Here is a 12105-nt window from a genome sequence, read left to right on the forward strand (position 1 = left end):
GGGTTGCACCTGGTTACCAGCGGGTAGCATGATGACGAGTTACTGACCAGTACGTCTTGCGGGGCCCTCAGCCGCCGCCGAAACCCACGGAGTGTTCGATGGGGCACTACAAGAGCAACCTCCGGGACCTGGAGTTCAACCTCTTCGAGGTTTTCGATCGCCAGGAGCTGCTCGGCAGCGGCCCGTACGCCGAGCTGGACGAGGACACCATCCGCAGCGTCCTCGACGAGGTGAACCGCCTCGCCGAGGGGCCCCTCGCGGAGTCGTTCACCGACGCCGACCGCAACCCGCCGAAGTTCGACCCGGCCACCAGCACGGTGACGATGCCGGAGTCGTTCAAGAAGTCCTACAAGACCTGGATGGACGCCGAGTGGTGGCGCCTGGAGCTGCCCGAGGCGCTCGGCGGCACCAACGCCCCGCGCACGGTCTGCTGGTCGGTGGCCGAGATGGTGCTGGGCTCCAACCCCGCCGTCCACATGTTCGGCTGCGGCCCGTCCTTCGCCAAGCTCCTCTGGACGATCGGCACGGACGAGCAGAAGAGGTTCGCCGAGCTCGCCATCGAGCGCGGCTGGGGCGCCACCATGGTCCTCACCGAGCCGGACGCCGGCTCCGACGTCGGCGCCGGCCGCGCCAAGGCGATCCAGCAGCCCGACGGCACCTGGCACATCGAGGGCGTCAAGCGCTTCATCACCTCGGCCGAGCACGACATGGCCGACAACATCTTCCACCTGGTGCTCGCCCGCCCCGAGGGCGCCGGCCCCGGCACCAAGGGCCTGTCGATGTTCCTCGTGCCCAAGTACCACGTGGACCTCGAGACCGGTGAGATCGGCGAGCGCAACGGCGCCTACGTCACCAACGTCGAGAAGAAGATGGGCCTCAAGGTCTCCACGACCTGCGAGCTCACCTTCGGCGAGAAGCACCCCGCCGTCGGCACCCTCGTCGGCGACGTCCACGAGGGCATCAAGCAGATGTTCCTCGTCATCGAGAACGCCCGCATGATGGTCGGCACCAAGGCCATCGCGACGCTCTCCACCGGGTACCTGAACGCGCTCGAGTACGCCAAGGAGCGCGTGCAGGGCGCCGACCTCACCCAGATGACGGACAAGGCCGCGCCGCGCGTCACCATCACCCACCACCCGGACGTCCGCCGCTCCCTGCTCACGCAGAAGGCGTACGCCGAGGGCATGCGCGCGCTGGTCCTGCTCACCGCGACCTACCAGGACGCCGTCCAGGTCGCCGAGCACGCGGGCGAGCGGAACGAGCTCGCCGAGAAGATCAACGACCTGCTGCTGCCGATCGTCAAGGGCTTCGGCTCCGAGCGCGCCTACGCCCTGCTCGGCGCCGAGTCGCTCCAGACCCTCGGCGGATCGGGCTTCCTGCAGGAGTACCCGATCGAGCAGTACATCCGGGACTCCAAGATCGACACCCTCTACGAGGGCACCACCGCGATCCAGGGCCAGGACTTCTTCTTCCGCAAGATCCTCCGCGACCAGGGCGCCACGCTGAAGGTCCTCGCGGACGAGATCAAGGCGTTCGCCGAGTCCGAGGCGGGCAACGGCCGGCTCAAGAACGAGCGCGCCGCGCTCCTCAAGGCCCTCGACGACCTGCAGGGCATCCTGAACCCGATGATCGGGTGGGCCATCTCCTCCATGGAGAACCCGAAGGAGCTCTACAAGATCGGCCTGACCTCGTCCCGGTTCCTGCTGGCCGCCGGCGACGTCGTCATCTCCTGGCTGCTCCTCCGCCAGGCCGAGGTCGCCCTCGCCAAGCTCGGCGGCGACGACGTCTCCGACGCCGACAAGGCCTTCTACACCGGCAAGGTCGCGGCCGCGCAGTTCTTCGCGCAGACCGTCCTGCCGCGGATCGCCTCCGACCGCGCCGCCACCGAGGCCACCAACCTCGACGTGATGGAGCTCGCCGAAGAGGCGTTCTGATCCACGCCTAGGCAAGTGAAGTAGCGACGGCTCCCGGCATCTTCGGCGGGGGCCGTTCGCGTGTGACACGGGTGAGCGCCTCGCGTTCGTGGGCCGGGTGTCGACGCCTGTGGGAACGGGCTCCGTGTCCGCGGGTAGGTGCTCCGTCACCGTTCCGCGTACGCGGGATGACCTCCGGGAACGCTACGAGGAGAGCACGCCCGCGGTTCGCACGGCGGAGGTCACCCATGGGGCTCGGCGTCAGCGTCTTCACCATCACCCTCGGGCTGATCCTCAAGTTCGCGATCCAGCCGAGCGCGATGCGGAACCCGGTCGACATCCATGTCATCGGAGTGATCCTCATCATCGTCGGCGGCATCACCCTCGCGCTCCAGCTGCTGATGATGACCGGCGTCCAGCCCCGCCGCCGCGACCCGCCCGACCGAGACCGCGACCGCTCCTACCGGGACGAGCGCCGCCCCCCGCCGTGACCTCACCGCCCAGGCGACAGCGTGGCGCTCGGTGAACGAGACGGCCGGGGCGGGCTGGTGCCCGTCCCGGCCGTCCCGTCGTTCCCGGTGCGCCCGGTTACGTCCAGGCGAGGAAGTGGAGGGGGTCCTCCAGCATCGCCCCGACGTCCCTGAGCACCTTGGAGCCGAGCTCGCCGTCGATGACGCGGTGGTCGAACGACAGCGCGAGCGTGGTCACCTTCCGGATGGCCAGCTCACCCTCGTGCACCCACGGCATGTCGCGGATCTGCCCGATGCAGAGGATCGCGGACTCGCCGGGGGTGAGGATCGGCGTCCCGGTGTCCACGCCGAACACGCCCACGTTGGTGATGCTGATCGTCCCGCCGGTCAGGTCGGCCGGGGTGGCCTTCCCGGAGCGGGCCGTGGCGGTCAGCTCCGCGAGCGCCCGGGCGAGGCCGGGCAGCGAGAGCGTGTGCGCGTCCTTCACGTTCGGGACGATCAGTCCGCGCTCGGTGGCCGCCGCGATCCCCAGGTTCACGTAGTGCTTGACGACGATCTCCGCGCCGCCGCCGCTCGTGCCGTTCGACGGGTTCGGGGCGTCCACCCAGGTCGAGTTGACCATCGGGTAGCGCGCCACGGCCGTGAGCAGCGCCTTCGCGACGAGCAGCAGGGGCGAGATCTTCACGTCCGCGAACTCGGGCAGGTCGCGCAGGCGCCGGACGGCCTCGACCGTGCGGGTCACGTCCACCTGCACGAACTCGGTGACGTGCGGCGCGGTGAACGCCGACGCGACCATCGCGTTCGCGGTGGCCTTCCGCACGCCCCGGACCGCGATCCGCTCCTCACGGACACCGGCCGCCGCGGCCGGGGCACCCGCCTGGACGCCGGGAGCCGCCACGGGAGCCGCCGCGGGGGCGGCCAGCGCCTGCTGGACGTCCTCGCGGGTGATGGAGCCGCGGGGGCCCGTCCCGGTGATCGTCGCGAGGTCGACGCCGAGGTCCTTGGCCATCTTCCGGACGGGCGGCTTGGCCAACGGCAGTCCGTTGTCCACAACCTGTGGGTAACTTCTCGTCGCCGTGCCCGCGCCGCCTGCCGTGGGTGCCGGACGGGCCGCCTGAGCAGCGGCCGGAGCCGCGGGCGCCGGGGAAGGAGAGGAGGGGGGCGGCGGCGAGGCCTGCTTGCGCGCACGGCGCTTGGTCGCGCCCGGCTTGACCCCGTAGCCGACGAGGACGGGCTGCCGCTTAGGCTGCTCGGGCTGAACGACGCCCGGCTCGTCCGCCTGAGGCACCAGGTCCTCGGACGTGTCCGCCGCGGCACTCGCGGAGGGGGCGGCGGGTTCGGAGCCGTCGGGGGCGACGTCGACGGAGATGATCGGGACGCCGACGTCGACCGTCTGTCCCTCCTCGACCATCAGCTCCCCGACCGTCCCCTCGAACGGGCACGGGAGCTCGACGACGGCCTTGGCGGTCTCGATCTCGACGATGGTCTGGTTGACCTCGACCTGGTCGCCGGGCTTGACGTGCCACTTGACGATCTCGGCCTCGGTGAGGCCCTCGCCCACGTCGGGCAGCTTGAACTGCTTGCGCTCGGTCATCGGAGTCACCAGCCGAACGTCCGGTCGACGGCGTCCAGGACGCGGTCGAGATCGGGCAGGTAGTGGTCCTCCAGCCGGGACGGCGGGTACGGCGTGGACATCCCGCCGACGCGCAGCACCGGCGCCTCCAGCCGGTAGAAGCAGCGCTCGGTGATCCGCGCCGCGAGCTCCGCGCCGAAGCCGCTGAACACCGGGGCCTCGTGGACGACCACGCACCGGCCGGTCCGGTTCACCGACGCGGTGATCGTGTCGATGTCCAGGGGGTTCAGGGAGCGCAGGTCGATGACCTCGATGGAGCGCCCCTCCTCGGCGGCCGCCGCGGCCGCCTCCATGCAGGTCTTCACCGACGGCCCCCAGGCGAGGACGGTCACGTGCTCGCCCGGCGTGACGACGCGCGCGTCGTACAGCGGCGTCCAGCTCGACGGGGCGGCCTCGAGGTCGACCGCGGCCTTGTCCCAGTAGCGGCGCTTCGGCTCGAAGAAGATCACCGGGTCGGGGGAGGAGATCGCCTGCTGGATCATGGTGAACGCGTCGCCGGGATTCGAACAGGCGACGACGCGCAGCCCGGCCGTGTGCGTGAAGTACACCTCGGGCGACTCGGAGTGGTGCTCGACCGCGCCGATGCCGCCGCCACACGGAATCCGGATCACGACCGGCACCTGTGTCGTGCCGAGCGACCGCAGATGCATCTTCGACAGCTGCGTGATGATCTGGTCGACGGCGGGGAAGACGAACCCGTCGAACTGGATCTCGACCACGGGCCGGTAGCCGCGCAGCGCCAGCCCGATCGCGGTGCCGACGATGCCGGACTCGGCGAGCGGCGTGTCGATCACCCGCTCCTCGCCGAAGTCCTTCTGCAGGCCGTCGGTGACGCGGAACACGCCGCCGAGCTTGCCCACGTCCTCGCCCATGACGACGACCTTGGGGTCGTTCTCCATGGCCTTGCGCAGGCCGTGGTTGATGCCCTTGGCCAGGGCGATGTTCTCCGCGCTCATCGGGCCGTCCCCTCTTCCTCGAACGACGCCAGGTAGGCGGCGAACTGCTCCTGCTCCTCGGTGAGCAGCGGATGCGGCTCGGCGTACGCGTGCTCGAAGATCGCCAGAGGTTCGGGGTCGGGCAGCGCCAGGCACGCCTTGCGCAGCTCGGTCGCCATCTTCTTGGCCTCGGCCTCGACCTCGTCGAAGAACGCCTGGTCCGCCTCGCCCTCCTTGACCAGGTACTTCTTGACGCGCTCGATCGGGTCCTTGGCCTTCCAGGCCTCTTCCTCGGCCTTGAGGCGGTACCGGGTCGGGTCGTCCGTCGTGGTGTGGGCGCCCATCCGGTACGTGTACGCCTCGATCAGCGTCGGGCCCTGCCCGTCGCGCGCGTGCGCGAGGGACTTCCGCGTGACGGCGAGACAGGCGAGCACGTCGTTGCCGTCCACCCGGACGCCGGGGAACCCGAAGCCCTGCGCGCGCTTGTACAGGGGGATGCGGGACTGCTTCTCCAGTGGTTCGGAGATCGCCCACTGGTTGTTCTGGCAGAAGAACACGACCGGCGCGTTGAACACGCTGGCGAACACGAACGACTCGTTCACGTCGCCCTGGGACGTCGCGCCGTCGCCGAAGTAGGCGATGGTCGCGCCCGCCTTGTCACTGCCGAGGACGCCGTCCCTCTGGATGCCCATCGCGTACCCGGTGGCGTGCAGAGTCTGCGAGCCGATCACGATGGTGTAGAGGTGGAAGCCGTGCTCCTTGGGGTCCCAACCGCCATGGTTGACGCCCCGGAACAGGCCCAGCAGCTTGAGCGGCTCGACGTTCCGGCAGTAGGCGACGGCGTGCTCCCGGTAGGTCGGGAACACCATGTCGTTGCCGGTCAGCGCCCGCCCGGAGCCGATCTGCGCGGCCTCCTGGCCGAGCAGGGACGCCCAGATGCCGAGCTCGCCCTGCCGCGTGAGGGCCACGGCCTCCAGGTCGATCCGCCGGACGGTGACCAGGTCGCGGTAGAGCCCGCGCACCTCCTCGGCCGTGATGTCCAGCGGGTAGTCGGGATGGTCGACGCGCTCACCCTCCGGGGTGAGCAACTGCACGAGTTCGGAGTCGGCGAGCTCGCCGCTGCCCGGCGCGCCGCGCACGGAGTCGATCGTCATTGATGACACTCCTCGTTCGGGGCCGGCCCCCGGGATCGCCGCGAACCGACCGACCTCAGTGGCCTTCTTCCCCCGGGTAAAAGGGGACGAATGCCGCTCATGCCATCGTGGCAGACATCACACCTAAGAACGCAAGACCCTGCTTACGGGTTTCCTTACCCCCACCCGGCCGTCCATCACCCGACAACCACCCCAGGTGACGACATCGACCCCCAACGTGCCGACCCCACCCCGAACGCCCCCGCGGACGGCCCGAGAGATCCGACAGCCCGAAAGCACCCCAGAACCCCTGAGCAAGACCGCTAAGGGCCCCGGCCCCCGCGCGGCAGCGGCCGACGGCCCCGCTCAGGTGGGCCCAACGAACGTCCCGCCCCCGGACGGCTGCCGAGGGCGGGACGGATGAAGCGGGTGGCCGTCTGGCAGGACGGAGATCAGCCGCCGGACCGGCGCGTCAGGCGTGAATGAGGGTGATGACCCTGCCGGAGGGAGACGTGGACCGGCCGATCGAGGTGCGGTCGACGATGGGCGCGGCGCTCCCGCGCCGGTCGAAGACGATGAGCGTGCCCGTGTCGAGGCCGAGGCTGTCGAGGTAGCCGTCCAGCTGGGCGAGGCCCTTGTCGACCTGGTCACCGGACTTGTCCGTCCGGACCTTGAGCTCGAACGCCGAAAGCTGGACGGCACGGCGTCCCTGTTCGTCCAGGTGAGGCTTGCGGACGGCGATGTCCACGCGATCGCGCCCGACGGCGTACTCGCGGTCGATGAAGCCGCCGCCGTTCACCACCCGCTGGAGGAACGCCATGAAGACCAGCTGACAGGCGAACTCGTGATAGGTCTCGCGCTTGTCCAGGATCTCCCCGTTGGCCTTCCAGAAAGCGACGAACTCCGTGAGAAGGCGGGGAATGTCGAGCCGCCCGTCCGGGAGGAGAAAGGCACGCGGGTCCGCGTCGATCGTCGTCTCCACCCCTTGCGACAGCACCCGGACGATGACCTCCTGGTAAATGGGGTTGGCGATCTGGACCGGTCGCCCCCGGGACACCAGGCCGAGATCGCGGGCGAAAGAGAGGTCGTCGTTGTACCGCTCGTCCAGCGGAAGGCTCGTCCCGGCCAGGATCGGCTCGATCACCCGGTGCACCCGAGGCTCCTCGAGCCGATCGACCAGCGAGTCCAGATGGGTGGCGCGCTCAAGGATGAGCCGCTCGACCGCCTCGTCCATGTGAGCGTCGGTGATCGGCTCGGACAGCGGTACCCGCATGTGACGCGTGATGTGCCGGGCCAGCGCGTTCACCAACCAGGGCTGTCCCTGGCTGGCCTCGAAGGCACGCTGGACGGCCTGGTCCTCGAACTCCTGCCCGGTCTCCTTGGTGTGCTGGCCGTAAAGGTCGGCGACCTCGCCGAAAGTGAAGTCGCTGAGCAGCAGCGACGCAGCCTTGATATTGAAGGGGCTCGTGCTCCGCGCCCCTGTGGGATCTCCGCCTGAGGCCATCTTGTAATCACGGACGTCCCGCATTCCGCAGAGCGCTACTGAATGTGGAAACACCGCCGAATTCGTCGTATATCCGTTACGGAGCTGACTCAGCACACTGACCAGACCCGCCCCGGTCAACCCGTCGATCTCGTCGAAGAACAGAACCAGCGGTCGAGGCGAACGCCGCGCCCACGCCCTCAACGCGACCTGAACCCGCACGCCGGGCACTGCGTCAGGCCAGGGAGAGGGCGGCAGGCAGTCGGGCGGAACCTCCAACGTGCCGCAGGCGTCGAGGATCGCATCGAGGACCATCTCCTCGGCTGCGGCGTAGTCGTCTCCCGCGACCCTGGCGTTCTCGCAAGAGAAGTGGATGGCCAGGTACCGGCCCTCGGAGGTCAGTTCGCGCGCGAGGGAGGAGAGCGTTGTGGTCTTCCCCGTCTGCCGGGGCGCGTGCAGGACGAAGTACAGACCTTCCTCGATCAACTCGCGGGCCTCGGGGAGACGTGGCTCCGGTGGCAGCATGTAGTGCCGGTCGGGACGGCACGGACCCGCGACGTTGAAGAATTTCACGCTCTGTACGCTACCCGTCACAGTGAGCGCGGCTGGTGGCTTGCTCGGGTTCCGCGGACCTCATCGCGCATTGAGGTCTTCGTTGCACTGGACGATGACCTCTACCAGTTCGGCGACGTCCTCCAGGGGGTAGCGGACGGTGCCGGTGTGGGGCGTCGTCAGGAGCAGGCCACCGGCTCTCGCCCACAGGGTGATCTCCGGACGGATGGACAGGACCGCCATGTTCCATCCCTCGCAGCGATGGATCGGTCCTACGCCCCGCGCGAGCAGCTCGTTCTCCAGTGCCCGAGCGGCTCCACGGCAGTCGATCGGTTGCTGCGGCACGAAGGGGGCGGGGACGCTGGGCGTGAACGGCAGGGCGAAGTAGACGGCCTTGCCGGGGACGGCGACGCCGCCGAGCCGGGCGGTCGTCCGATGGACGCCCCAAACGCCCCGGTGCTCCTGCGCGAGTGCGTCCACGATCCCGAGGCCCCGCCCGCATTCGGCGTCGAGGTCGGAGAGGCGGGGTTCCCTGAGCAGTGGGCCGCGCCAGGGGGACGTGTCGAAGATCTTGGTGATCAGCTCGCTGCGTCCGTTGCGGAGGTAGAGGTAGATCTCCGGCAGGCCGACCGGGCCGGTGACGATGGGTGCGCGGCGGCCGTAGGTGTGCACGTAGACGTTCGTCGCGATCTCTGAGACGGCGGTGCAGGCGTCATCGACCGTCCCGTTCGGAAGCCCGAGTTCGGACATGACCTCCCGGACGTACCGCCGCGCCTGTCCGGCGCACGATTCGTCCGGGGGCAGGACCCAGGCCACGCACTCGCCTCCGGCCACCGCGTCCGCCGCCCTCCGCCGCGCGGCGGCCCGCCCCTCAGAAGCCCACATGGCATCACCTTCGTGATCGTTTGACTACGGACAGCTATGTCTCCTGCATGATGGCCCGCTGGCTGTTCTCGTGCAATCAGAACCGATAATTCTCATGTCGGTGGCCGCTCGTCCGGAGGATCGCCTGCGCGGCTGCTGGACGAGTGTGCACACTGGGTGCATGACCGATCGCCCAACGATCCGGACCCGGCGGCTGGCGTCCGAACTGCGGCTCTTCCGCGAGCGTGCGACGCTGAATCTCGATGAGGTGGTGGCCGCGCTTCATTCGAGCGGCGGAGGGCGTTGGTCGGTCGCGAAGCTTTCTCGCATCGAACGGGCGGCGCAGCGCATCAAGTCGCAGGACTTGGACCAGCTGCTGGACCTCTATGAGGTGCCTCCGGAACGCCGTGAAGGGCTACAGGCGTTGGCGCGTGGCGCGCGCCAACGCGGCTGGTGGGATGCGTATGCCGACACGATCCACAGCGACTACACGACCTACATCCGCCTGGAGGCGGAGGCGAGATCGCTCCGCTGCTTCGACGGCCTCGTGATCAACGGTCTCTTGCAGACGGACGAGTACACGGGTGAGGTCTGCCGTGTGGGCATGATGCAGTTCGGGACGCAGACGGCGATCGAGCGGCGGATCGATGTCCGGCGAGTTCGCCAGCGCGTGCTGGATGATCGTGAACCCGAACCGTTGAGGCTGTGGTCGATCCTTGATGAAGGGACACTCCGTCGGCAGGTCGGGGGTCCTGAGGTGATGCGCAAGCAGTACGAGGCCCTGTTGGACGTGGCGAACCTGCCCAACGTCATGCTCCAGGTCCTCCCTTTCGAGGCGGGAGCGCACGCGGCGGTCACCGGCACGTTCGCGATCATGGACTTCGCGGATGCCCACATGCCTGACGTGGTCTACCTCGACGGATTGACCAGCGCGTTGTACGAGGAGAACGACCGGCACGTCTACCACTACTCGCTGGCGTTCAATCAGCTCGCCATGAGCGCGATCGGTGTGGATGAGTCGCGGGAATTCATTGCGGACCTGGCTGGAGCCTCATCGGGGTGACAGTATTTCCACATATGGGACATGTGATCATTTCTGGCTGGACGCGCAGTTCCTACTCAGGGGATTCCTTGAACTGCATCGAGGTAACTCAGGACGCCTGGCGACGCAGCTCCCACTCGGCCGAGGGGGCGAACTGCGTGGAGGTCGCTGGGGCGGCTGGCTCGAAGGGGCTGGCCGTTCGGGATTCGAAGGATCCGGGTGGGCCGGTGCTTTCGGTCGACGTCGAGTCGTTCCGGGGGCTGCTTGGGCAGGTGAGGTTGCGCTGACCGGGCCGTCCGCCGGGCCGGGTGGTGGGCGTCCTGTTCAGTGCCGGGGTGTCGGGGTGCCTTCGGAGAGTTCCCGGTTGATCTCGGCGGCGTCGAAGGCCGCCGGGTCGAAGTCGTCCGGTGAGTCCAGGTTCAGCCACTCGAGCATGTCCTGGTGGTTCTCGTGTTCGGGGTCGGCGAGGACGTCCAGCAGGTCCGCGTAGCCCCAGATTCCGCCGCAGTCCTCGGGTGGGGCCGCTCGGCGGCCGGTGAGGCAGCGGGGGTAGGCGACGCCGGGTTCGGCGGGGGAGACGGCCTCGACGAGGACCTTGTGCCCCCAGTCGTCGCCGAAGTCGTAGACGTAGGCGAACTCGTCCCGGGGATGTGGGGCGATCTTGTCGAGCCTGACGGCCGCGGCGTTGCGGTGGCCCAGCTCCCGGTCGGGGACGCCGAAGTCGCCCGCAGGGGTCTCGAAGAGCCACATGTGGTAGTTCTCCCAGGCGAACGCCGTCTGGAATACCAGGTGCAGGTCGCGCAGGCGAATGGCCGAGGGGACTTCGAGCCGCCGCCAGATCGGCGGGCGCGCACCGGCCAGCGACACCTTGATCCGATGGACGGTCGGGGACGGCACGGCGCCGCCGGAATCGGGGAGGTTCTCGCCGGTCTCCGGCGACAGGACGACCGTCCCAGGCGTCTGGGCGTCGTCCTCGAAGTGGTCCGGCTTGTACTCGCGCAGCAGCTCCTCGCCCTCGTCCGGCCAGGAGAAGCCCTTGCGCTTCAGCAGCCGCGCGAAGATCTTGCTCGCCGCGTCGGGCGCGCGGTCCGCCAGGCGGCGCAGCGCGTCCGGAGGGATCTCCGGGTCTTCCAGCAGCTCGGTCAGCGTCTCGCGGGGGCGGCGGCGGGCGACGAGGGCGGGATCGGCGAACGCCGCCTCGGCCAGGTGGTAGTCCGGGTAGAGGGCGACGCCCGCGCCCTGGAGGGAGTGGATCCCCACGCCTTCGGAGTCCAGCAGGAAATCCGGGAGGTCAGGGGCGGGGACGTCGGACGGCCCGGCCTCCGGGTCCGCTCGCAGGGCGATGCGGTCGTACAGCCGCCGCAGGACCTCGTCCACCTGCGGCCCGGGCACGACGATCAGATCGGTGCCGAACTCCTCGACGAACGCCTCGTGCTGCTCGGCGGGGGTGTGCGGCGCCTTTGCCTGCCGTTCGGGGGCGTGGAGGGCCTCCTCGGGGAAGGCCGGGGGCATCGTGGCCATGGCGAACGCCAGGGCCCGCGCGGACGGCGGGAGGAGCTCGGTCGGGCCCGACAGCATCCAGGCGTCGCCCAGCGGGACGATCCGGCCGATCGCGAACTTCCCCTTGCGGAAGGGCTTCAGGCCGTCCCGGCCCATGTTCGACAGGGTCGGATAGGCGCGCTGGTCGGCGAGGTCGACCAGCGTCACGCGGTCGCCCCGCTTCTCCGTGACCTCGAAGACGCTTTGGACGACGTCCCGCCAGCCCAGCAGCGTCCGCTTCTCGTCGTCCGGAAGGTCGGGATGGTCGGCGACGAACTCCTCGACCACCGTTCGCCCCGACCGGAGCTCGTGCTGGAGCATGAACGCGTCGAGCAGCACGTCGAAGGCGGCCTCGTCGGCGGTCCCGTCCGGGAAAGCCTGGGCGACCAGGTCCGAGAACTCGCTCTCGAACCTGGGTGACATGCCGAACTCCACCAGCGACTCCTTGAGATCGCCGGCGCGCTTCCAGTCGACCAACGCGGAACCTTTCGGGCCGGGTGCGGGCGATCCGACGATAGTCGGACCGGGGCGGCCCGGTCGT

The 12105-nt window shown here is 69.2% G+C and carries 10 protein-coding genes; 4 read left to right on the forward strand and 6 right to left on the reverse strand.

Features of this window, described 5'->3' with window-relative positions:
* Positions 1-98 precede the first annotated feature (98 nt).
* Both EBO15_RS02365 and EBO15_RS02370 read left to right on the forward strand, forming a co-directional pair.
* On the forward strand, positions 99-1934 hold the full coding sequence (locus tag EBO15_RS02365; RefSeq protein ID WP_122192617.1) for an acyl-CoA dehydrogenase: 1836 nt from the start codon (positions 99-101) through the stop codon (positions 1932-1934).
* Between the two features lie 227 nt (positions 1935-2161).
* Positions 2162-2404, forward strand: coding sequence for a DUF6458 family protein (locus EBO15_RS02370; RefSeq protein WP_122192618.1), 243 nt, complete (start codon positions 2162-2164; stop codon positions 2402-2404).
* Between the two features lie 97 nt (positions 2405-2501).
* Here EBO15_RS02370 and EBO15_RS02375 read toward each other — a convergent pair whose 3' ends face one another.
* From EBO15_RS02375 to EBO15_RS02395, 5 genes are all read right to left on the reverse strand, one after another.
* Positions 2502-3977 carry a dihydrolipoamide acetyltransferase family protein gene (locus EBO15_RS02375; RefSeq protein ID WP_122192619.1) on the reverse strand — a complete coding sequence of 492 codons (1476 nt, stop codon included), beginning with the start codon at positions 3975-3977 and terminating at the stop codon, positions 2502-2504.
* 5 nt (positions 3978-3982) lie between these two features.
* A complete protein-coding gene (locus EBO15_RS02380; RefSeq protein ID WP_122192620.1) occupies positions 3983-4972 on the reverse strand; it encodes an alpha-ketoacid dehydrogenase subunit beta in 990 nt (329 codons plus the stop codon).
* Complete coding sequence (gene pdhA, locus EBO15_RS02385) at positions 4969-6105, reverse strand: pyruvate dehydrogenase (acetyl-transferring) E1 component subunit alpha (RefSeq protein ID WP_122192621.1); 1137 nt, start codon at positions 6103-6105, stop codon at positions 4969-4971. The genes EBO15_RS02380 and pdhA overlap by 4 nt, the downstream gene beginning before the upstream one ends.
* 451 nt (positions 6106-6556) lie before the next feature.
* Positions 6557-8140, reverse strand: coding sequence for a P-loop NTPase family protein (locus EBO15_RS02390; protein ID WP_199744286.1), 1584 nt, complete (start codon positions 8138-8140; stop codon positions 6557-6559).
* Positions 8141-8200: 60 nt separating this feature from the next.
* The gene (locus tag EBO15_RS02395) at positions 8201-9004 is read right to left on the reverse strand and encodes an ATP-binding protein (protein WP_122192623.1); all 804 of its coding nucleotides are present in this window, start codon (positions 9002-9004) and stop codon (positions 8201-8203) included.
* 160 nt (positions 9005-9164) lie between these two features.
* Between EBO15_RS02395 and EBO15_RS02400 the strand changes: the two genes are divergently transcribed.
* Positions 9165-10046: a helix-turn-helix domain-containing protein gene (locus tag EBO15_RS02400; RefSeq protein ID WP_122192624.1), complete on the forward strand. Its 882-nt coding sequence runs from the start codon at positions 9165-9167 to the stop codon at positions 10044-10046.
* A gap of 14 nt (positions 10047-10060) precedes the next feature.
* Entirely contained in the window at positions 10061-10312 is a 252-nt protein-coding gene (locus EBO15_RS02405; RefSeq protein WP_122192625.1) for a DUF397 domain-containing protein, read from the forward strand.
* Positions 10313-10349: 37 nt separating this feature from the next.
* Here the strand turns inward: EBO15_RS02405 and EBO15_RS02410 are convergent, their stop codons facing one another.
* Complete coding sequence (locus EBO15_RS02410) at positions 10350-12041, reverse strand: plasmid pRiA4b ORF-3 family protein (protein WP_199744287.1); 1692 nt, start codon at positions 12039-12041, stop codon at positions 10350-10352.
* Positions 12042-12105 lie beyond the last annotated feature (64 nt).

The sequence above is a fragment of the Actinomadura harenae genome (assembly GCF_003696215.1).
Lineage (GTDB): Bacteria > Actinomycetota > Actinomycetes > Streptosporangiales > Streptosporangiaceae > Spirillospora > Spirillospora harenae.

What these genes read in the sequence shown, in the direction of transcription:
- EBO15_RS02370 (WP_122192618.1), top strand. Translation starts at nt 2,162, where the DNA reads ATGGGGCTCGGCGTCAGCGTCTTCACCATCACCCTCGGGCTGATCCTC.
- EBO15_RS02395 (WP_122192623.1), bottom strand. Translation starts at nt 9,004, where the DNA reads ATGTGGGCTTCTGAGGGGCGGGCCGCCGCGCGGCGGAGGGCGGCGGAC.
- pdhA (WP_122192621.1), bottom strand. Translation starts at nt 6,105, where the DNA reads ATGACGATCGACTCCGTGCGCGGCGCGCCGGGCAGCGGCGAGCTCGCC.
- EBO15_RS02375 (WP_122192619.1), bottom strand. Translation starts at nt 3,977, where the DNA reads ATGACCGAGCGCAAGCAGTTCAAGCTGCCCGACGTGGGCGAGGGCCTC.
- EBO15_RS02365 (WP_122192617.1), top strand. Translation starts at nt 99, where the DNA reads ATGGGGCACTACAAGAGCAACCTCCGGGACCTGGAGTTCAACCTCTTC.
- EBO15_RS02400 (WP_122192624.1), top strand. Translation starts at nt 9,165, where the DNA reads ATGACCGATCGCCCAACGATCCGGACCCGGCGGCTGGCGTCCGAACTG.
- EBO15_RS02380 (WP_122192620.1), bottom strand. Translation starts at nt 4,972, where the DNA reads ATGAGCGCGGAGAACATCGCCCTGGCCAAGGGCATCAACCACGGCCTG.
- EBO15_RS02405 (WP_122192625.1), top strand. Translation starts at nt 10,061, where the DNA reads ATGGGACATGTGATCATTTCTGGCTGGACGCGCAGTTCCTACTCAGGG.